The 20,439-nt window shown below is 62.8% G+C and carries 15 protein-coding genes; 5 read left to right on the forward strand and 10 right to left on the reverse strand.

What is annotated here, in order from left to right; translation table 11 throughout:
• From GGD57_RS27955 to GGD57_RS27965, 3 genes are read right to left on the reverse strand one after another with little or no spacing between them, the layout of a single operon-like run.
• Entirely contained in the window at positions 1-1,116 is a 1,116-nt protein-coding gene (locus tag GGD57_RS27955) for a restriction endonuclease (protein ID WP_184473415.1), read from the reverse strand.
• A 42-nt stretch (positions 1,117-1,158) separates the two neighbouring features.
• Positions 1,159-3,240: a penicillin-binding protein 1C gene (gene pbpC / locus GGD57_RS27960; RefSeq protein ID WP_184473416.1), complete on the reverse strand. Its 2,082-nt coding sequence runs from the start codon at positions 3,238-3,240 to the stop codon at positions 1,159-1,161.
• Entirely contained in the window at positions 3,240-8,708 is a 5,469-nt protein-coding gene (locus GGD57_RS27965) for an alpha-2-macroglobulin family protein (RefSeq protein WP_184473417.1), read from the reverse strand. The genes pbpC and GGD57_RS27965 overlap by 1 nt, the downstream gene beginning before the upstream one ends.
• Before the next feature lie 209 nt (positions 8,709-8,917).
• On the opposite strand from GGD57_RS27965, the gene msrA reads away from it, so the two are divergent.
• Positions 8,918-9,622, forward strand: a complete 705-nt coding sequence (gene msrA, locus GGD57_RS27970; RefSeq protein WP_184473418.1) for a peptide-methionine (S)-S-oxide reductase MsrA — start codon at positions 8,918-8,920, stop codon at positions 9,620-9,622.
• A 5-nt stretch (positions 9,623-9,627) separates the two neighbouring features.
• On the opposite strand, the gene GGD57_RS27975 is transcribed toward msrA, so the two are convergent.
• Positions 9,628-10,167: a L,D-transpeptidase family protein gene (locus GGD57_RS27975; protein ID WP_184473419.1), complete on the reverse strand. Its 540-nt coding sequence runs from the start codon at positions 10,165-10,167 to the stop codon at positions 9,628-9,630.
• Positions 10,168-10,520: 353 nt separating this feature from the next.
• Between GGD57_RS27975 and GGD57_RS27980 the strand changes: the two genes are divergently transcribed.
• Positions 10,521-10,961, forward strand: a complete 441-nt coding sequence (locus tag GGD57_RS27980; RefSeq protein ID WP_184473420.1) for a response regulator — start codon at positions 10,521-10,523, stop codon at positions 10,959-10,961.
• A gap of 133 nt (positions 10,962-11,094) precedes the next feature.
• Positions 11,095-12,387 carry an MFS transporter gene (locus GGD57_RS27985; protein ID WP_184473421.1) on the forward strand — a complete coding sequence of 431 codons (1,293 nt, stop codon included), beginning with the start codon at positions 11,095-11,097 and terminating at the stop codon, positions 12,385-12,387.
• Positions 12,388-12,392: 5 nt separating this feature from the next.
• Here the strand turns inward: GGD57_RS27985 and GGD57_RS27990 are convergent, their stop codons facing one another.
• The 5 genes from GGD57_RS27990 to GGD57_RS28010 all read right to left on the reverse strand — a co-directional run bounded on the left by GGD57_RS27990 (position 12,393) and on the right by GGD57_RS28010 (position 16,208).
• Positions 12,393-13,430: a LacI family DNA-binding transcriptional regulator gene (locus GGD57_RS27990; RefSeq protein WP_184473422.1), complete on the reverse strand. Its 1,038-nt coding sequence runs from the start codon at positions 13,428-13,430 to the stop codon at positions 12,393-12,395.
• Positions 13,431-13,511: 81 nt separating this feature from the next.
• The gene (locus GGD57_RS27995; protein ID WP_184473423.1) at positions 13,512-14,552 is read right to left on the reverse strand and encodes a LacI family DNA-binding transcriptional regulator; all 1,041 of its coding nucleotides are present in this window, start codon (positions 14,550-14,552) and stop codon (positions 13,512-13,514) included.
• 191 nt (positions 14,553-14,743) lie between these two features.
• Positions 14,744-15,064, reverse strand: coding sequence for a hypothetical protein (locus tag GGD57_RS28000; RefSeq protein WP_184473424.1), 321 nt, complete (start codon positions 15,062-15,064; stop codon positions 14,744-14,746).
• Between the two features lie 375 nt (positions 15,065-15,439).
• The gene (locus GGD57_RS28005; protein ID WP_184473425.1) at positions 15,440-15,766 is read right to left on the reverse strand and encodes a hypothetical protein; all 327 of its coding nucleotides are present in this window, start codon (positions 15,764-15,766) and stop codon (positions 15,440-15,442) included.
• 157 nt (positions 15,767-15,923) lie between these two features.
• Complete coding sequence (locus GGD57_RS28010; protein WP_184473426.1) at positions 15,924-16,208, reverse strand: hypothetical protein; 285 nt, start codon at positions 16,206-16,208, stop codon at positions 15,924-15,926.
• A gap of 362 nt (positions 16,209-16,570) precedes the next feature.
• Between GGD57_RS28010 and GGD57_RS28015 the strand changes: the two genes are divergently transcribed.
• Positions 16,571-16,963 (forward strand): YciI family protein, encoded by a 393-nt coding sequence (locus GGD57_RS28015; RefSeq protein ID WP_184473427.1) that lies wholly within the window; start codon positions 16,571-16,573, stop codon positions 16,961-16,963.
• Positions 16,964-16,994: 31 nt separating this feature from the next.
• Entirely contained in the window at positions 16,995-18,263 is a 1,269-nt protein-coding gene (locus tag GGD57_RS28020) for a sigma-70 family RNA polymerase sigma factor (RefSeq protein WP_184473428.1), read from the forward strand.
• Between the two features lie 108 nt (positions 18,264-18,371).
• Here GGD57_RS28020 and GGD57_RS28025 read toward each other — a convergent pair whose 3' ends face one another.
• On the reverse strand, positions 18,372-20,279 hold the full coding sequence (locus GGD57_RS28025; protein ID WP_184473429.1) for an ABC transporter ATP-binding protein: 1,908 nt from the start codon (positions 20,277-20,279) through the stop codon (positions 18,372-18,374).
• Positions 20,280-20,439 lie beyond the last annotated feature (160 nt).

Below are 20,439 nucleotides of genomic sequence, written 5' to 3' on the forward strand. Positions count from 1 at the left end.
CTACCGCCGGCCATATCCTTGAATCCACTGAAGAACATTGCCGTAATCACGAAGCGAAAGTTTGTATTCGTGACGCTTTTGGAACAAGCGAGCGTCTTCCGAGAAAGAAGATGTTGTTACCAGCATTGCGCTACTTGCGTCCGCATCGACGAGTGTTCCGTACAGCTCGCGGACCAGTTCGACTCCCACCTTGCGATCATGCCGGTATCGCTTTGCTTCGACCAGGCACAACAGCCTGCCATGCGGTGTCGTCATGTAGGCGAGAATGTCCTTACCGCCGTCGCGTGTGGCCGGCGTCAGCTCGACATCGTATCCGAGATCCGTGAGGAGTTCTGCCACCAACTTCTCGAACTTTCGTGAAGGAAGGTCATAGATCCCTTCAGGTTGCCGCTGCAGCTGTTCAACCAACGCCTCGTTCACCGTGATGATCCGTGGCTTGACGTCGGTGATGAGTTCCGGCTTCGGGATGATGATCTGCTGGTCGAGTTGGTAGATTTCGCCTCGGAGCAGGCGCCTCATCTCGTCCAGGTTTCGTCCCCTGACAAGATTGGCGAGCATCGCCAATGCAAGAGGTAATCCAGCCCCTGCCTCCGCCATGTCCGCCAATTGCGCTGGAAGACGCTCGATGCCGAGCAGGCTCCTGAGCATATCGTGCGCATCCGAAGGACGTAAGGGTCCGAGATGCAGGACTTCCGCTCGGGAAATTTGGGGGGCATGTCGGGTCGCGAAGATGAGCGCTCGGACAGCCTTGAAGTTCAGAATCCGCTCGGTGATCTCGTCGAGTTCGCGCTCGCCAAAGACCTCAGCCTCGTCAATTGCAATAAACTCGGGAATGTCACGATTCCGGTAAAGCTCATCAATTCGTGCGCGGATTTCAGCCATCGCCTCGACAGAGCTGTAGCGAGCAGTCCAAATATAGGGTGGCCGGCGCGTTCTCACGCTCGCGAGAAATTGCCTTATGAGGGTGGTCTTTCCCACGCCGGGAACACCAGTGATTACGATCGGCGATTGCCGAGTCCTACTCCGATCGTGCAGCCATTCCATCTCCCGTTGGCGGCCGAAGAAAACAGGGTTGAACGTGCCATGATCCCCGTCCCGTCCCATCTCTTCGTTCAATGCACGCTCTCCTCTATGCTGCACACGTCCGGGTGATGCGCTTCAATCGATGAAAACGCCCACACTGGCGGCGCGGCCGGCTGAATCGATGACGGTCAGTTTCGAGTAGCCGCCGCCGTCGGGCAGCCATTGCTGGGTGCGGCGGCGCGAGAGATCGGGCAGCGGCTTGCCGTTGGCAAGCCAGCGGAAGGGGGCGCGGCCGCCCTGCAGCTTCAGCATCAGCGGCGACAGGTCGCCGGCTCCGGCGCCGAGATCGATATGGGCGCCCTCGGGGGGATAGACGATCTGAGGCGCCGGCTCGCGGCCGGAGGCGACGAGCAGGCCGCTGGCATTCAGCGCAAAACGCCGCTGGCTGATCGGCAGCTCGGACTGCGCGATGCGCACGGCACCCGCCGGCGGGCGGGGCAGCGGCGTCGTCGATATGCCCGATTTGGCGAAGCCCTCGAACAGGATGGGCGCGGCGGTGCCGTAGCCGGTCAGGCCCGGAACGGCGCTGTTATCGGGCCGTCCGACCCAGACGCCGAGCACATAACGGCCGTCATAACCGACCGACCAGGCGTCGCGATAACCGTAGCTGGTGCCGGTCTTGTAGGCGATGCCGCGCTGCGGCGCGCCGGCGGGGGGAATGACGCCGGAGAGAATATCGGCGACGTTCCAGACCGCGACCGGCTCCAGCAGCGGTTCGCCGTCGAGTTTGCCGGGCGTGCCGGTGATGCCGTCGCCGAGCCTTGCCGGCTGGCCGCGATTGGCGAGCGCCGTATAGAGCTGCACCAGATCCTTGAGCGTGATGCCGACGCCGCCGAGACCGATCGCCAGCCCCGGTGTCTCGTCCGGCGGCAGGACCGGGCGCACCTCGGCGCGGCGGAAGCGCACCATCAGCCGCGACGGGCCGACGGCGTCGAGCAGCTTGACAGCAGGCACGTTCAGCGAAAGCTGCAAGGCCTCGCGCACGGTGACGTCGCCCTGGTAGCTCATGTCGAAATTGCGTGGCCGGTAGCCGAAGAAATCGGCCGGCCGGTCCTCGATGATCGTCTCCTGGGAGACGAGGCCCTGCTCGAAGGCGAGCCCATAGATGAAGGGCTTCAGCGTCGAGCCGGGCGAACGGTTGACGCGCGTCATGTCGATCCAGCCGGAGCGGCTGGCGTCGAAATAATCGGCCGAGCCGACTTCGCCGACGATCGCGCCGGTCTGGGCATCCGCCATCACCATGGCGAGCGAAAGCTTCGGCCCGAGTTTCATCGCCGCGGCGCGGGCGACCGATTCCAGCCCCTGCTGCACCTGCTTCTTCAAGGTCGTCTGGTGCTTGAGGACAGCAGGCTCCTTGCGCAGCGCGGCTTCGCCGACATGGGCGGCGAGTGCCGGCAATTGCATGCGCCGCGGCGGGATGGCGACACCCTCGGCCCGCTCCGCCTCGCCGTCGCCGACGGCTTCGGCCACGGCGGCCCGCTCGAGCACGCGCTTGCGCGCCTCTTGCGCCGCCTTGAGATTGCGGTCCGGCCGGCGCCGTTCCGGCAATTGCGGCAGGGCGACGAGCAGGGCGGCTTCGGCGACCGTCAGGCGGCGCGGCTCCTTGCCGAAATAGGCAAGGCTTGCGGCGCGCACGCCTTCCAGATTGCCGCCATAGGGCGCATGGGTGAGATAGAGATCGAGGATCTGCTCTTTCGACAGCCGCCGCTCGATCTGCACGGCGCGGGCGAGCTGCAGGAGTTTGGCCGAAAGCGAGCGTCCGGCGCGCGGCTCGATCAGCCGCGCCACCTGCATCGACAGCGTCGAGGCGCCGGAAACGATGCGGCCGTTGCGGATGAATTGCGTCGCCGCCCGCCCGAGTGCCCAGGCATCGATGCCGCCATGCTCGTAGAAACGCTGATCCTCATAGGCAACAAGCATGCGCAGGAATTGCGGATCGACGTCGGCGACCGTGGTCTTCAGCCGCCAGCGGCCTTCCGAGGTCGCAAAGGCACGCAGCAATTGCCCGTCGGCATCCAGCACTTCGGCGGAAACCAGATCCGCTTTGTCAAGCGGCGGCGGAAAGGCCTTGTCGGCGGCGTCGAGCGCGAAGAGAGCCGCGCCGGCAAGAACAATGCCGGCGACGGATCCGATCGCAAACTTGTGCCACAGCCTCATTATTGCGCCGCCACGACCTCCATCTTGCCGGTCGCCGTGCGGGCCGAAAGCTCGGGACGGTACATGTCCTCGACGCTGGCGGCCGGATGGTCGTAGGTGCCGGGGGTGACGGCGCGCACGACATAGGCGACGTTGAATTCGCGCTCATCGCCCTGAGCGCGGTTGAAGGCGGCGACGAAGCGGTCGTAGCGGAATTCGGTATGGGCGGCGGAGATTTCGCCTATCCAGTCGAAATTCGTCATCTGGGCGCTGTCGACGAGGTTAGGATTGTCGATCTCGAAGCCGGCCGGCAGCAGATCGGTGATGACGATGCGCGACGGCCAGTCGTTGGTTTCGCGCACATGGAGGACGACGACGTAGCGCTCGTTCTGTTTCGCTTCGCTGACATTCGCCTCCTCGCCGTCGAGCGTATAATAGCTGCGCTCGATCAGGAAGCCGTCGCCGCCGGCCGGCAGCGGCGTGGTCGGGGCGGCAACGGTGGTGACGACGGCCGAGACCGCGTCACTCGTCTGGTTGGTCAGCGTCAGCGGATGGTCGGCGAGCGCCTCGCCGGTCATGCCGGCCATATAGGCGCCGGTGTGTGCGGCGCCGTTGACGTCGATTTTCAGGTCGTCGTCGCCGCCCTGGATGGCGCGCGCGGCAAGCAGCATCCAGGTTTCTTCCTGGGTGCTCTTGTATTTGCTGCGTCCCCATTCCTTGGCGACGGCCTTGGAGAGTTCCGGAATGACCGGCGGCACCGGCCGGCTTTCGGCGGCAAGTGCCAGGATCGCAGCACCATCGCGCAGGATCGTGCCGTAGTCGGTGCGCGAGAAGTTCACGCGCGAGACCATCGACTGCTCAGACATTTGCAGCGCGTCGAGGAAGATGTTCTTCGAACGCTGCGCATCGCCGTAGAGCGCCAGTGCGGCGGCGATATGCGCCTTGGCGAGTGGCGTCGGGAAGTCGTTGATCATCGTGTCGGCGTAGTAGCGCAGATCGCTGATCGCGGCCTTCTTGTTGCGGGCAAGCACGTAGACGGCATAGGCGATCTGGTCGCCCTGGCCCTTGATGTCGGTGGTATAGGACAGCGTGTTCTGCAGGTTTTCCAGGGCCTGCACGAAGGCCTTTTCCGGCACGTCATATTTCATTTCGCGAGCCCGCGTCAGGAAATCGGTGACGTAGGAATCGAGCCAGACGTCGCCCGAATCCGGTCCCCAGAGGCCGAAGCTGCCGGCAGAGGCCTGATAGGAGAGCACGCGGTAGATCGCATCCTGCACGCGGCTGTGCACGTCGTCGTCATTGGCCATGCCGGCCTGCTTCGCGACTTCGGCGAGGTAGAGCAGCGGTAGCGCCCGGCTGGTGGTCTGCTCGGCGCAGCCGAAGGGATAGCGGTCGAGCGTCATCAGCAGGGCGGGAATGTCGAAGGCGGCCGACCGGGTGACATTGACGCTGATCGAGGCGCCGGGCAGCACACTGTCGGCAAGCAGGTTCTTGTCGACGGTGAGTTTTGCCCCGGGCTTCAGCGCCAGCACCCGCCGTTCGGTGATCGGCAGCGATGCCGGGCGCACCGGCACGTCGACCGTCTGGTCGAGCGAAAGGCCGGAAGCATCGGAGAGGTTGATCGAGACGCTGCCGGCGCCCGGTTGCTTGCCGATCAGAGACAGCGTCAGCTCGGATTTTGCCCCGGCTTCCAGACGGATCGTCTGGGCGGCGGAAGCCTGTTCGATGCCGACCGCGTCGTTGCCGGTCAGCTGCAGCTTGTAGTCGCCGGCCGGCGCATCGGTATTGGCGATGTCGAGGCGCAGATTGGCCTTGTCGCCGGGGGCGAGGAACTTCGGCAGGCTGGCGGTCACGACGACGGGATCACGGATGATCACATCCTTGACGCCATGGCCGACACCGGTCTTCGACCAGGCCACCGCCATGACACGCGCTGTGCCGTTGAATTGCGGAATGTCGAAGGAGACATACGCCTTGCCTTCGGCGTCGAGCTTTACCGGGCCGGAGAAGAAGGCGACGAGTTTCTGCGTCGGCGGGCTTGCCTGCAGCGCCACCGCACCGCCGTCGCCGCCAGTTCTGAGCTTGCCGGTCGCACCCAGCGAGCCGTCGATCAGGCGGCCATAGAGGTCGCGGATTTCAAGGCCGAGCTGGCGCTGGCCGAAATACCAGTCCTCCGGATTCGGCGGTTCGTAGCGCGTCAGGTTGAGAATGCCGACATCGACGGCGGCGATCGTGACATAGGCGTCCTCATCGGCGCCGGCGCCCGCCACCTGCAGGCCGATCTCAAGCGGTCCGCGCGGCAGCATTTTTTCCGGCGTGTCGAGCTTGACCTGCAGCGCGCGCTGTTCGGGATCGACCTTCAGCCATTTGATTCCGATCGAGCGCATCGGCATGTGGCTGTCCTGGGCATCGCCGGGACGGAACAGCGTGGCGGTGACATAAGCGCCGGCGCCCCAATCCGCAGTGACGGGGATGTCGACCTCGCCGCCGCTCTCGCCCATCGTTGCATTCTGCACGGCGACCAGCTTTTCGGTTCCGGCCGTCACCATCAGCTCGCCGCCGTAGCGCGAGGTGACTTTCAGCTTGGCGGTGTCGCCGATCTTGTAGCTGTCCTTGTCGAGGGCGATCTCAAGCCCGTCCGGTGTTTCGGTCGAGGTCGAGGTGACGAACCAGCCGGCGTCGAATTCGACGCTGGAGGTCGGGCCGTCGGCATCCGGGCTTTCCACTTCGAGGCGATAGCGGCCCCATTTCACCGGCACGGCGATCTTGCCGCCGTCCATCGTCGCGTCGACGCTGCCATTGGCAACCTGCTCGGCGGTATAGACCGGCTCGTATTTCCACGCCGTTCCCTCGCGATACCATTGGTATTCGCGGTTGAGGCTGTAGAATTTCCAGCGCAGGCCCTTGGTCTCCTGCTTCTGTCCGCCGGCATTAACGCCGACCACCGTGAAGTTGGCGATCGAGTTCTCCGGCAGGTCGTCGGAAAATTCCGGCTTGATGCCGATCGCCGCGCGGTCGCTCTTCACCGGAAGCACCAGCGAGCGCTCGATGGCGCGTCCGCCCGCTTCCCGCATTCTCACATAGACGGTGGCGTTGAGCAGCTGCGTCGTTGCCGGCAGGTCGCCGACGGTGAGATCGGTCGAGGCTTCGCCATTCTCGTCGAGCTCGGGCAGGCCGTCGAGCGGCAGGCGCGAATCCTCGCTCGCCTCCTCGTCGGCAAGACCGAACAGGAAGCCCTTAAAGGCGGCACTCTCGCGCGTCGGCTTGACGACGACGTCGCCTTCGAGCGTCAGGCCGGCGGCCGGGGCGCCATAGAGATATTTGCCCGCAATGGTGATCGTCGCCGGCGTATCCGGGCCGATTTCCTTGGCCTCGGTCTTGATCTCCATGTCGGTGCGATCGGGTACGAAATCGTCGACGAGGAAGCTCTTGCTGGCAATCGCGCTGCCCTTGGGGTCGGTATAGATATTCATCGTCCAGGTGCCGCGCATGGCGTTTTCCTGGGTGGCGAAATCGACGCTGTAACCGCCGAGATTGCTGGTCTGGCTGACGATCCGCCGGTCTTCGACGCCATCGGGGCGGCTGAAGATGAAGGTGAGCGGCAGGTTCTCGATGGCGTTGCCGTCGGTGTCGCGGGCGAGCGCCTGCGCATGCACCGTTTCGCCGGCGCGGTAGATGCCGCGTTCGGTAAAGGTCAGCACATCGATCGCGCCGGGGGCGGCACGGCCGGTGACGCCGCGGTCGGAAAGGTCGAAGCCGGCCCGCGTCATGTCGAGGAAGACGTAGTCCGAGGCGCCGTTCCTGGCGGTGATGACGGCGGGCGTCAGCGCCGCGGTGCCGCGGATCAGGCCGGCGGTGAAGGTGGCGCGGCCGTTTTCGTCGGTCGTCGCGGTGCCGAGCACTTCATTGTTCTTGGCGAGCAACTGCAGCTCGACGCCTGCGATCGGCTTGGCCGAGGCGAGCGACCGGGTGAAGACGTTGAGCCCGTCCGTGCCGGCATAGGTGGTGATGCCGATATCGGAGATGAGGAACCATTGCGTCGCCTGCGAATCCCACTCCTGCGCCGGGCCGTTCGGGCCGGTTGCGGTCAGCACGTAGATGCCGGGCTTGCGCTCCGGCAGCGCCTCGTCGACGGGGAAGCTGGTGACGATGTCCTTGTTGAGCTCGTTGGCGATGTCGATCGAGCCCTGCCAGACGAGTTCGCCGTTCTGGTCCTGAATGTTCTGGGCGCTGTAGCCGTCGAGCTGGCTCAGGAATTGCGAGTTGGTCAGCAGCGGCGCGATGGCGCGGTCGCCGATGCGGTAGAGCTTGAGATTGGCCGAGGTCAGATTGACCGAGACGAGCGGGATGCCGCGGCGCGCCGTCGAGGGCAGCACGAAGCTGTCGCCGGTGAAGCGCACCATCTGGCTGCGGTCCTTGATATAGACGTCGATGCTGACGGGGGCTTCGAGCGCCTCGTCGACCGATGACGGCAGGCCGGTGCGGAAGGCGATCTTGTAGGTCTCGCCATGCGTCAGCCCCTCGACGCAGATCTGCTTGTCCTTGGTTTCCAGCGCCTTGGGGGCGGCCCCGTTCAGCGTCACGAAGGGGGTATAGTCGGTGGTCTTGATCAGCGCTTCGGAGAAGGTGACGCAGGCGCGCGGCGTGGCGCTGTCGGCATCGACCGTGTGTTCGGTGATGCGGAAGCCCTGCGTCGACTTCAGCTGCAGATAGGCCGCCTGCACATCCTCGGAGGCAACCAGCGCCAGGCTCGCCTTGTAGGCGTCGAGCGCCGGGCGGTAATTGGCGTTTCGGTCCAGGGCGTCGGCGAGGACGGCGAGCGCCTCGGCGCGCTTCGGCTTGGTGCGCGTCAGCTCGTAGCCGTTCAGCGCATCGAGCACCGCCTGGCCTGATGTATTGGTCTCGGCGGTGCCGAGCGAAGCGGCGGCGCGGGCGGTTTCGAGCCAGAGATCGGCGTCGTCGGGGGTGATCGACAGCGCGCCATGGAAGGACTTCAGCGCGTCGGCCAGATTGTTGCCGGTGAGGTCGATGCGGGCATTGGCCGTCAGGCTGTCGGCGCCCTGGCCCTGCTGGTCGTCGGCAAGCGCCAGATTATCCTTGAAGTCGCGGGCCTGCTGGATGAGGTCGTTGCTCAGGAAGGTCAGGCGCGGTGCGGCGCCGAGATCCGGCTCCTGCTTGCCTGATGTTTCGACGATCTTGCCGGCGATGGCGCCGGGGAAGGCGTTCATCGTCTTGAAGTCCGACTTCAGGAAACACCATTTCACCTTGGGATTGTAGGTGAAGGCCTTGCAGCTCTTGTCGCCGATGCAGGAGGTCTTGCACTGGTCGAGCGAGACGTTCTGCTCGGTGCGAAGATCGAAGCCGAAGAAATCGGCGTCCTTGATCGTCTGAATGTCGCGCTTGGTGTCCGCAGCGGCTGCGGGAAAGCTGACGGCGATCGTGGAAAAAAATGCGATTGTCGCGGAAGCGAAAAACGAGCGCACGGACATAGGTTCCCCCCAAGGATACAGGCGATGCAGGCTCTGACCGGCGGGCACTCTCCTCACTCTACGGGAAATTGTCAATCTCACTCGCGCGCTGTTTCAACTTCGCACAGGCGCTTTCGTCCGGCTGTCACATCGGCGTGAGTGATCGCCTTGTGATTTGCGGCTTCGACTGACATGAGCAAGGATTTTCTGCGATCGCCGGAGGTAGCGCCATGTTCACGTCATCCCGCCGCAGGAGTCTGACAGCGCTCCTTGCCGCCACTCTTCTTTCAATCGGTGCGAGTGCCGCAGGCGCGGCCGAAGACGCCGTCGTCATCCCGCCGCCTGCCGTCGACGAGGCCGCCGGGGCAGGGACCGAGACCGCCATTTTCGCCGGCGGCTGCTTCTGGGGCGTCCAGGGCGTCTTCCAGCACGTCAAGGGCGTCAAGAGCGCCGTCTCCGGTTATGCCGGCGGGAAGGCGGCGACGGCGCAGTACGAAACCGTCAGCACCGGCGCGACCGGTCATGCCGAATCCGTCGAGGTGACATTCGATCCGAAAGAGGTGAGCTACGGCAAGTTGCTGCAGATCTTCTTCTCGGTGGCGCACAATCCGACACAGCTGAATTTCCAGGGGCCGGATCGGGGAACGCAATACCGCTCGGCGCTGTTCGTCGCCGGGCCGGAGCAGCGCAAGGTGGCCGAGCGCTATATCGACCAGCTCGACAAGGCGCATGTCTTCGCCCAGCCGATCGTCACCAAGGTGTCCGACACCACCGGCTTCTATCGGGCCGAAGCCTATCATCAGGATTTCCTGACGCTCAATCCGACCTATCCCTATATCGTCTACAACGACCTGCCGAAAATCGAGAACCTGAAGTCGCTGTTTCCGGCCGACTACCGCAGCCAGCCGGTCCTTGTCAGGAAGGCCAAGGGCTGACTGCTTCAGGGCATGATGTCGATCGGCGTATGGTTGGGGACGCGGGCCCAGATGTCGCGCATCTCGGCATTGGTGACGGCAATGCAGCCATCCGTCCAATCCCACAGCCGATGGCTTTCCGCGAACAGGCCCCAGCCATTGGGAAGCCCGTGGATCATGATATTGCCGCCGGGCGGAAAGCCGTTGGATTCGGCGTTGCGCCGGTCCTCCGGGTTCGGATAGGAAATATGCAGGCTGAGATGCGCCATCGACCTGGGATTTCGCCAGTCGATTTCATAACGCCCTTCCGGTGTTTTTTCGTCGCCTTCCCGTTGCTTGGCCCCGGCATCGGCAGCCTGCCCCAGGGAAATCCGGTATGTCGCGATCGGAACGTCCCCTTTGAGGAGCACCATGCGGCGTTCGGATTTATAAACGCGGATGAGGTCGGCCTGTTGTGCGAGCGGCGCATCCGCAGGCGGTGAGCCCGAGCCGATCCTGGCCATCAATTTCGTGTAGGCGAACAGGCTGGCGATCAGGATGGCCAAAAGGATGAATTTGCTTCTCACCAGGTTCCTCACCTTCGCGCTGACGGCATGACTATATCGCCTCATCGCGCGCTCATCCAGAATGCGGATGGCTGCAGAAGCCGTCTTGATTATGCTTGCCTTCTGCCCATTTGACATGAGGTCTGTCAGGTCGACCGCGTGCGGTCCTCGCCGGCCGCCACGGCGCCGCCCTTTTAAGCCTGGTTTCCCGCCATTAAGAATTCATCAACATTAACAATATCTTAAATTATAGAAAACGCGTTCCGCGGTGGAACATATGGTTGAGTTGCCCGTTACGGCTCACGAGTTTCGTGCAGGGACAGCTGCCGGAGCGGACCCTCTTTCGAAGTATGTGCGTAACAAGGGGATATATCATGGCCACCAATGTCGTGCGGCGCTGGCAACGAGATGATCTCATGAAGCAGAGAGTATTGATCGTCGAAGATGAATTCCTGATCGCCCTGGATCTCGGGGCGACGGTCGAAGGCATGGGGATGCAGGTCGCCGGCCTTGCCAATGATTGCGAACAGGCGCTGCGGCTGGCGCCGCTGGCCGATATCGCCTTCGTCGACGTCAATCTCGCCGACGGCCCGACCGGGCCCGAGATCGGCCGGCGGCTGGCGGAAGAACATGGCATTGCGGTGGTCTTCATGACCGGCAATCCCGAAATGGTCGCCGGCGGCGTCAAGGGTGCGGTCGGTGTGGTGCAGAAGCCGGTCATGCCGTCGCTGGTCGAACAGCTGGTGAAATATCTTGCCGCGCGCCGGGTCGGCATGTTCGCGGTCGTGCCGGCGCAAATGACGGTGTTTGCCTGATCGGAAGGCGCAATCAGCCGGGCAGGGCGGCCCCCGGGGTGGGCGCGACCGCAGAGAAAATGCACACGCAATTGATTATCGGCGTGCCGCGCTATCTAGGCCTGACGAAGCATTGTCATTCCGGAGGATACGCATGGTCGACGAGAAGCGGCTGATCTCGAAAATCACCTGGAAGCTGATGCCGTTTCTCGGCATCCTCTACCTCATCGCCTATATCGACCGGCAGAATGTCAGCTTCGCCAAGCTGCAGATGGTCGATGCGCTGGGGATGAGCGAATATGCCTACGGCCTCGGCGCTTCGCTGTTCTTCATCGGCTATTTTCTCTTCGAGGTGCCGAGCAACCTCTTCCTCGACAGGCTCGGCGCCCGCGTCTGGTTCGCCCGCATCCTGGTTTCCTGGGGCCTCGTCACCGTGGCGCTCGCGTTTACGCAGAACGCCACGATGTTCTATATCCTGCGTTTCCTGCTCGGTGTCTGCGAAGCCGGCTTCTTTCCGGGCGTGCTCTATCTCCTGACGCTCTGGTTTCCCGCGACCTATCGCGGCCGGATGGTCGGGCTGTTCATGATTTTCAGCGCCATCGCCAATGCCGTCGGTGCGCCGCTCGGCGGCGTGTTGCTCGATCTCGACGGTCTCTACGGTTTTGCCGGCTGGGAATGGGTGTTCCTGGCGACCGGTATTCCGGCTGTTCTCGCCGGCATCGTCACCTTCTTCTATCTTCCCGGCCGGCCGGAAAATGCAAGTTTCCTGAACGGCGAGGAGAAGGCCTGGCTCGAACGCCGGCTCGCCTCGGAAAATGCCGGCATGGGCGAAAATGCCGGAAACGGCTTCAAGGCGCTGATCGATCCGCGTGTGCTGCTGATGGCGCTTTGCTACATCGCCTTTCCGCTGTCGGCCTATGGGCTGAGCTACTGGCTGCCGACCATCGTCAAGGCCTTCGGCGTCAGCAATACGGTGAACGGCTTCCTCAACATCATTCCCTGGCTTTTGGTGGCGGTCGCCCTCTATGTCGTGCCTGCCATGGCCGACAAGGCGCAATCGAAGACGCCCTATATCGTCATCCCCGCCTTTATCGGTGCGGCCTGCCTGCTGCTTTCGGCGCTGATCCCGAACCACACGCTGCAATTCGCCTTCCTCTGCGTGGCCGCTGCCGGGATCTTCGCGCCCCAGCCGGTGTTCTGGAGCCTGCCCTCGCGTTTCCTGAAAGGGGCGGGGGCCGCGGCTGGCCTTGCCGCCATCAATTCGGTCGGAAATCTCGGCGGTTTCGTCGCCCAGAACGTCGTGCCGTGGATCAAGGATGAGAGCGGCAGCACCATCGCGCCGATGTTCTTCCTGGCCGCCTGCCTTGCGGCCGGCGCCCTGCTGGTGTTCTTCGTCACCCGGCAGCTGGCGAGCCGGGAGCCCCCGGTGGCGCCGAGCCGGGTCTGAACGCGTCAGACCGTCAGCGTGAAAGCGTCGCTTTCACCGGGAACGAGTTCCAGCGGCCAGATGCGGTTGCGGGCGCCCTGCGGATAATGCTCGGCATAGGCCGGCATGGTGGCGAGCAGGGTTTCGCCGAGCTGGGCGCCGAGATCGCGCAGCGACATGCGGAAGGAGGTCAGCGTCGGCTGCAGGAAATGCGTGCGCGGCTCCTCGCGGAAACCGACGACGGCGAGATCGCGGCCGGGCACGATGCCGGCCTCTGCCAGCCTGCGGTAAAGCCCGATCGCCATCAGCTCGTGGATCAGGATGATCGCGGTCGGCCGCTCTTCGATCATCAGCAGTTCGTGGCCGGCCTGATAGCCGCCCTGTTCGCTCGATTTGACGCGGATGACCAGCGCCGGGTCGAAGGCGATATCGTGGCGTTTCAGCGCCTGGCGATAGCTGTCGAGGAAGATGTAGCCGAGATTGATGTCGGAGGAGGGGGCGGCGACCGCGATCCGCCTATGGCCTTTGGCGACCAGCCGGTCGACGCCGCGCGCCGCCACGCCCTCGAAATCGAGATCCATCCAGGTGTAGCTGCCGCCCGATGCGCTGCGGCCGAGCGCCACGAAGGGGATGCGGGCCTTTTCCAAAAGCTCGATGCGCCGGTCGGTGCGCCGTGTCGCCGAGATGATCATCGCGTCGACGAGGCGGCGAGCCACCATGCGCTTCAGATATTCGTGCGAATCCTCGTCGTCGGGGCAGGGCAGCATGACCAGGTCGAGCTTGTGGCGGGAAAACACGCTCTGCAGCCCGTCGGTGACGCCGAGGAAGAAGTCGTCGCTGTTTTCGACCGTCTCGCGGCTGACCTCGAGCATCAGCCCGATGACATTGGTCATGCCCTGGCGAAGGCTGCGGCCCGACTGGTTGGCGACGTAACCGAGCTCCTCGGCGGCGGCAAGCACCCGCCGGCGCGTGTCTTCATTGACGTCAGGCTTGCCGTTCAGCGCCCGGGACACGGTCCCGATCGAAATGTCGAGATGCTCGGCGAGCTGGCGAATTCCTTTCATCTCCGACGATTTTCCTCCCGATCGGATCGCATTTGTCCTTTCTTGCCACAGGATGGCGCCTGCGAAAAGTCGGGGGAAGGATTATGGCCTGAAGCTCCGGCGGATGACGAGTTCCGGAATGACGCGTTCGGAAGCCGGCGGGGCGTCCGGGTTTTCAAGCCGCCGCTCCATCAGTGCGACGGCGCGTTGCGCCATAACAAGCGGGTCCTGGCGGAAGGTGGTGAGCTGGTAGCTCAGCCAGGCGGATTCCGGCACATCGTCGAAGCCGATGACGGCGAGATCTTCGGGAATGCGCAGCCGTGTTTCCTGGCGCGCGACATCCATCAATCCGAAGGCGATCAGGTCGTTGGCGCAGAAGATGGCGTCGGGTTTTATTTTTTCCGCAAAGAGCGCGCGGCCGGCGGTGACGCCGCCCTGATAATCGGAATCGTCGCCGCGTGCGGCCATGACGGATGCGCCGAGCGATTCGGCCGCCGACAGGAAGGCGCTTTCGCGTTCGACGATCGCAGGCGTTCCCGAGTTGGATCCGATCACCGCCAGCCGCCGCCTGCCGCTTTCGTAAAAGGCCGTCGCCGCCCGGCGCGAGGCTTCGGAATTGCCGGCGCGCACATGGTCGGCGTCGGGCTCCGAACGGCCGATGACGACGAGCGGCTGACCGTTTCGCTGCGCGAGTTCGAGGAAACTTGCCGGCGGCGAGCCGGACAGAATGATGATCGCCTCGGCGCGGTGGCCGATCAGCATCTTCTGGGCGGCGAGCAGCTCTTCTTCCGTCTGGCCGGTGTTGACGAGGATCGGGATGCTGCCGCGCCGGATCAGCGATTTGGCAAGGGCTGCCGCCAGATGCGCACGAAAGCCCACTTCCGGCCGGGTCGCAACGATGCCGACGAGGCGGCTCTGATTGGCAAGCACGCCGCGCGCGAGATCGTTGACGTGATAGCCGAGCTCTTCAGCGGCCCGCAGCACCTTTTCGCGTGTCGCCGGCGCCACGCTTGCGCCCGGCGTGAAGGTGCGCGACACGGCGGAACGCGAAACGCCCGCCAGCTGCGCCACCTGCTCGGCGCTGACGAAACGCATGCGCTCTTTTTTCGGCATCCTGCCGCCGTTCACGGGACCATCATTCATCGGCTCTCAGCTATTGCGCGTCTCTGACAGCCGGATGACAGGCGGCGGGGGCGGATGGAGTTTTTGCGAAGGGGTCTTGGCAGCCGGAGAGGGGTTCATCTTTTGAAAAAAAACACCGAGGCTGCGGGAGGCAGCCTCGGCTGAGGGCAAACGGCGGTGTTAAAACCAGTGCCGCCGCAACAATCCAGGGACTACTCGCAGACCCTTACGGTCTCGGCGTGGTAGCCGCCGTCATAGCGGTTGCGCACGTCGCGGTCCTCATACCAGCATCTCGGTTGGGGCTCGACATAGCGGGGGCTCTCCACATAACGCGGACCTTCGTCGACGTAACGCGGGCCGCCGCCATTGACGAGGGCGCCGCCGATCAGGCCGCCGACGACACCTGCGGCGACGCCGCCGGCGATGATGCGGCCGGTGTTATTGTGATGATGGTGGTCGCGTGCGGCAGCAGGCTGGATGGCCGCTCCGACAAGGGCCGTGGCGATCAACAGGCTGCTAATAATTCTCTTCATGACGTTCTCCTGACATGGCACTCGCCCCGGATAAAAGAGAAATGCGGCAGCAAGTCGTTTGTTCGTTCAAACTTTGCGACATGCATTAACGCATGTCATCGCTGAACACCATATATCAGGTCGCCGATTCCGCAGCGGTCGTCGCAGGGCATTGTTGCTTATAGAGGCGACGGGGCCGTGAGTTGCCCGAGACACTCTCTGAAAATCAGCTGATGAGCCACTTCCATAGAGGAAGCCCGCCTTAAGCGGTCTAGTCGGGTCTGGAGTGGAGCGGGCCGCACAGGCTACTCCTCACGGTTATTAAAAAGCCCCGCAGTTCGCGGGGCTAAAGGTGCATGGGAAGGTGTTGTGCCGGTTTGGGAACGGACGTGCGTGCTATTCCACGGTAAACGTTCCGCCCCCCTTGGAGTATTTCTTACCTCCAAGCGAATTGATCGTTGCACATTTTTCCTTATCGAACTTCTCGCACATCTTGTTGTCTTTGATGCTCCATGTGCCCTTGTAGGTGGCCTTGTCACCCTCGACAGTCGCTTCGATCGTCCCGTCCGGTTTATAAGTTGTGACGCCCGATTGAGTCTTTGACTTCCAGTGAATTGGGTGGCCTACCAACTCACTTTTCATCTGCTCCGCCGTCATGGTTGCGGCATAAGCAGCAGATGCGAAGGCTAGCAGAATGAGGCCAGAAACCGTGATCGCTTTCATCGTTCACTCCCTTCTTCTCAAACGAAAATTGTAACCGCGTCGGAGCAGGGCGAATATTTATCAAAAAGGCTTATCTCGGACATTCATATCAGTGTGGGGGCATATCAGTGTGGAGGCGAGCGCCCGCGGCACGCTTTTAGCGATGCGATTCATTGTCTCAAGTCCAATTGCTTGAACCAAACGGCCGCAGCGGCTCGAACTCCACCGCCTGCACATCGTGCGAGGAGGCTATCATCTTTGCCCGCTTTTTGACGAGCTTCGCCCACCACTTCGAATTGGTTCGGATCCGATCGATGTCATAAAGTATACGAAGCATGTGTCGGGCTTCCGCAGCCTCCATTGTTACGAGTGGTATGCCATCCAGTCGGGCCGGTGCATCAGTTGCTATGTCGATGATGGCCCAGGTGGTATCCCTCGCTTCCAAACGGTAATTGCTCGCCATTTCGTCCCTCCGGTCGTATGGCGAGATTGATGCAAAATTCCCGATGCGCACATCCGGCAAAAGGGATTGGTTCCACCGCCAAAAGGTGAATGCGGCCGTTTGAACATACCTCGGCGCCGACTCCTTTACCCTGCGAGGCGACCGTTCAGGGTTAGCAGAGCCTTCGACGACTATTCGTCGCTCCGTCGTTGTGCCGGCGACTATTGCGAAAAAGGCGGGCCGGCAGGATCTGCTGGCGCTCTGCTCCGATCCAAATTTTTTCGAGACCATTGTCGATTTGCGAATGGCTGCTTCGTCGTCAATATGAGCGGGCTTGTTTAGCGGCAATGGTGCCGGCGTCTCGCTCCTGGAGGGAAATTCCCATGCGTTTCATGTCGATCGTCACGTCCACCGATTCGGTGCATCCGACGCCCGAGCTTATCGAGGCGATAGGCAAGCTTGCCGATCGGGAAATCAAGGCCGGCCGCATGCTCGATACGGCAGGGCTGATGCCGCTGGCGACCGGTGCCCGTGTCACGATCCGGGACGGCAAGTTGAGCGTTATCGATGGCCCTTTCGTCGAGGCCAAGGAGGTCGTCGGCGGTTATGCGATCTTCGAACTGCAGAGCAAAGAGGAGGCCGTGGCGCTGGCGGTCGAGTTCATGCAGTTGCACAAGGATCTCATGCCCGGTTGGGACGGCACGTGTGAAGTGCGCGCCTATTTTGAGCCGGGTGCGGAAGGGATCTGCGACCCGCTTGCCGAAGCAAGGGCATGATCCTTTCGACCCTTAATCTAGGCGGGCGGCCGTGACGGCCGCCGACACCCATCAAACGATCCTGGCCGTCTGGCGGATCGAACAGCCGCGGCTTATCACCAGCCTGGCACGATTGCTGCGCGACGTGCCGCTTGCCGAGGATCTGACACAGGAAGCGCTCACTGTAGCCCTGGAACGATGGCCGAAGACGGGAATCCCCGAACGGCCCGGCGCATGGCTTATGACAACTGCCAAGCGTCGAGCGCTCGATCATCTGCGTCGTCGCCGGATGCTGGATCAGAAGCACCAGATGATCGTCCGGGAGATGGAGGAGGAAGAGCAGATCATGCCCGATCTAGACACTCCTCTGGATGATGATATCGGCGATGAAATGCTGCGCCTGATATTTACGGCGTGCCATCCGCTGATCTCGCGCGAGGCGCGCGTAGCTCTGGCCTTACGGATGATCTGCGGCCTGACGACACAAGAAATCGCCAGGGCATACCTGGTGTCGGAAGCTGCGATCGCCCAACGCATCCTCCGCGCCAAGAAGACATTGTCGGATTCGGGGCTGGCCTATGAGACGCCGCATGGCGAGCAACTATCGCAACGTCTCGCCTCGGTGCTGGAGGTCATCTATTTGATCTTCAACGAGGGTTACACGGCCGCGCGCGGCGACAACTGGTTTCGGCTGCAATTGTGCAATGAGGCGCTGCGGCTGGGCCGGGTCTTGACATCAGTGGCGCCGCTGGAGCCGGAGGCGCATGCGTTGCTGGCTTTGATGGAACTGAACGCCTCCCGTGCTGCGGCGCGGACGGATGCTGCCGGCGATCCGATCCTGCTTCTCGAACAAAATCGCGGCCGCTGGGATCGGTTACAGATTCAGCGCGGGTTGAAGGCGCTGACGCGGGCCGAGGAGCTTGACGGCGCCGGCGGGATCTATGCCCTGCAGGCCGCGATCATCGCATGTCACGCAAAAGCGATGAGCGCCGATGCAACCGATTGGAGGCGGATCGCCGGTCTCTATGCGGAGCTTTCCGGGCTTCTGCCTTCGCCGATCGTCGAACTCAATCGAGCGGTGGCCATCGGCATGGTCGACGGCCCCGAGGCGGCACTGGACATCATTGAAAGCCTGCGCGACGAGCCCGCATTGAAGGACTATCATCTTCTGCCCAGCGTTCGCGGCGATCTTCTTTATAAGCTTGGCCGATTCGACGAAGCGCGGCGAGCCTTTGAAGCGGCAGCAGCGCTTGCCGAAAATAAGAGGGAGCACGATTTCCTCATGCGCCGTGCTGGTGAAGCTTCCGCAGCGAAGGGTTGATTGTAACGTATCTCCGTCTTCGTGGCTGACGGTGGCTCGCCCTATATTGGTCTTCCCAGGGTTGCTCGGACGTTGGAATCGATGCTGCCAAACTGGAGACCGCCTGGTTCAGGTCATGCCCGTATGTTTCAGGTCATACCCGGTGGCGTCCAACACATCTTCGGGAATATCGTCGAAGGAGGCGTAATTGAGGTTATAGAGCCTGGAATAGAGCTTGCCGTTCTTCATCAATTGCCGGTGGTTGCCGTTTTCGATGATTTCGCCGTTCTGCAGCACGATGATGCGGTCCGCCTCGCGAATCGTCGCCAGGCGGTGGGCGATGACGAGACCGGTGCGGTTTTCGAGCAGTTTTACCAGCGCCTTCTGGATCAGCATCTCGGTATAGCTGTCGATATTGGCGGTCGCCTCGTCGAGCACCAGGATCTTCGCATCCGCCACAAGCGCGCGGGCAAAGCTCAAAAGCTGGCGCTGGCCGAGCGAAAGATTGCCGCCGCGCTCGCCGAGAACGCTGTCGTAACCATCGGGCAGGCGCATGACGAACTCGTGCGCGCCAACGGCTTTTGCCGCCTCGATCACCTGTTCTCGGGTCGCATCCTGCTTGTGGTAGCGGATGTTTTCGAAGACGGTGCCGGTGAAGAGGAAGGGTTCCTGCAGCACCATGGCGATCTCCGCCCCGAGCGAATCCTGCGTCAGGGCGCGCACGTCGTGGCCGCCGACCAGCACCTGGCCCTGCTGCACGTCGTAGAAGCGATGGATCAGCGACATGCAGCTCGATTTGCCGGATCCCGTCGGACCCACAAGCGCCACCGTCTCGCCGGGATTGACCTTGAAGCTCACATGTTTCAGCACCGGATGCTTCGGATTGTAGCCGAAGACGACGTCCTTGAATTCCACCGAGCCGTCCATGTCGCGCGACAGGACCTTGGCATCCGGCGCATCCTTGATGTCGACGGGCACGTCGAGCACTTCGGTCAGCCGCTGGCCCGACGCCATGGCGCGCTGCATCACCGAATATTGCAGGGTCAGCGAACGGATCGGGTCGAAAAAGCGCTGGATGTAGAACAGGAAGGCGACGAGCACGCCGACATCGAGCGCCTGGTTGAGGACGCGGGCGCCGCCGACGACGATGACGAGCGCCATTGCGACACCGGTCAGGCTGTCGACGATCGGCACCATCACCTGGGCATAACGCGCCGCCGTCAGATGCGTCTTGAGGTTGGCCCGCGCCTTGTCGTCGTAGAGCGTGAAGTTGACGCCCTGCCGGTCCATGCTCTGGACGGCGCGCACGCCGTGGATGGCTTCGGCAAGCGCGCCGTTGGCGACCGAATTGGTCTCATGCGCGGCCATGAAGGACTTGCGGGCGAGTGGCAGCCAGAACAGCCGGACGACGAAGAGCACCGGCAGCACCGAAAGCGTCAGCAGCCCCAGCTTGAAATCGAGATAGAGCATCACGAAAACGATGCCGAAGAGCAGCACGATATCGCCGACCGACAGGACCGAGGTTTCGAGGAATTCCTGCATCGAGTTGACGTCGCCCTGCAGGCGCGACATCAGCCGTCCCACTTCGGTCTTGTCCATGAAGGAGAGCGAGACGCGCTGGAGATGCGAAAACATCGCCCTGCGGATATCGAAGAGCACGTCTTCCGCCACGCCTCCGACCAGCGTCTCCTGAGCGTAGCTTGCCGCATAATTGATGGATATGGCAACGGCGAAGGCGACGATCGCCCAGATCAGCGCCGAAGGATTGCCGCCCGGTGACATGCCGTGGTCGATGGCATAGCGGATGATCAGCGGGATCAGCAATTGCATCGTCGTGAAGGTCAGGACGGCAACGACCGCCCAGGCGACCTGGCGGCGATAGGGATGAACGAAAGCCCAGATGCGCTTGATGATATTGCCGTCGAAGGCCTTGCCGAACATCTCCTCCTCGACGCGATGCGAACCGACCACCGCCCGCGGCGGGCGGCGTCCATCCTCGCGAACGTCGGGACGCTCGGTTTCCAGTTCCTCGGCCATCATATTCCTCCTGCGGCCATGACGTCGGGTGGCCTGCATCTCATTGCTTGTCCCCTTCTCCCCATCGGGGCTATGGCATTCACACATTTAGAATTGCCTATGTGATGGTGTTCTGATTCTCTTGCTGGACGCAGGAGAATTGAGCGATGGATGATTTGAG

It is taken from the genome of Rhizobium esperanzae (assembly GCF_014197615.1).
GTDB lineage: Bacteria > Pseudomonadota > Alphaproteobacteria > Rhizobiales > Rhizobiaceae > Rhizobium > Rhizobium esperanzae_A.

Bases quoted from the DNA above. Each gene is read 5' to 3' on its own strand.
- pbpC (WP_184473416.1), bottom strand. From the start codon at position 3,240: ATGAGGCTGTGGCACAAGTTTGCGATCGGATCCGTCGCCGGCATTGTT.
- GGD57_RS27965 (WP_184473417.1), bottom strand. From the start codon at position 8,708: ATGTCCGTGCGCTCGTTTTTCGCTTCCGCGACAATCGCATTTTTTTCC.
- msrA (WP_184473418.1), top strand. From the start codon at position 8,918: ATGTTCACGTCATCCCGCCGCAGGAGTCTGACAGCGCTCCTTGCCGCC.
- GGD57_RS27980 (WP_184473420.1), top strand. From the start codon at position 10,521: ATGGCCACCAATGTCGTGCGGCGCTGGCAACGAGATGATCTCATGAAG.
- GGD57_RS27985 (WP_184473421.1), top strand. From the start codon at position 11,095: ATGGTCGACGAGAAGCGGCTGATCTCGAAAATCACCTGGAAGCTGATG.
- GGD57_RS27990 (WP_184473422.1), bottom strand. From the start codon at position 13,430: ATGAAAGGAATTCGCCAGCTCGCCGAGCATCTCGACATTTCGATCGGG.
- GGD57_RS27995 (WP_184473423.1), bottom strand. From the start codon at position 14,552: ATGAATGATGGTCCCGTGAACGGCGGCAGGATGCCGAAAAAAGAGCGC.
- GGD57_RS28000 (WP_184473424.1), bottom strand. From the start codon at position 15,064: ATGAAGAGAATTATTAGCAGCCTGTTGATCGCCACGGCCCTTGTCGGA.
- GGD57_RS28005 (WP_184473425.1), bottom strand. From the start codon at position 15,766: ATGAAAGCGATCACGGTTTCTGGCCTCATTCTGCTAGCCTTCGCATCT.
- GGD57_RS28010 (WP_184473426.1), bottom strand. From the start codon at position 16,208: ATGGCGAGCAATTACCGTTTGGAAGCGAGGGATACCACCTGGGCCATC.
- GGD57_RS28015 (WP_184473427.1), top strand. From the start codon at position 16,571: ATGCGTTTCATGTCGATCGTCACGTCCACCGATTCGGTGCATCCGACG.
- GGD57_RS28025 (WP_184473429.1), bottom strand. From the start codon at position 20,279: ATGGCCGAGGAACTGGAAACCGAGCGTCCCGACGTTCGCGAGGATGGA.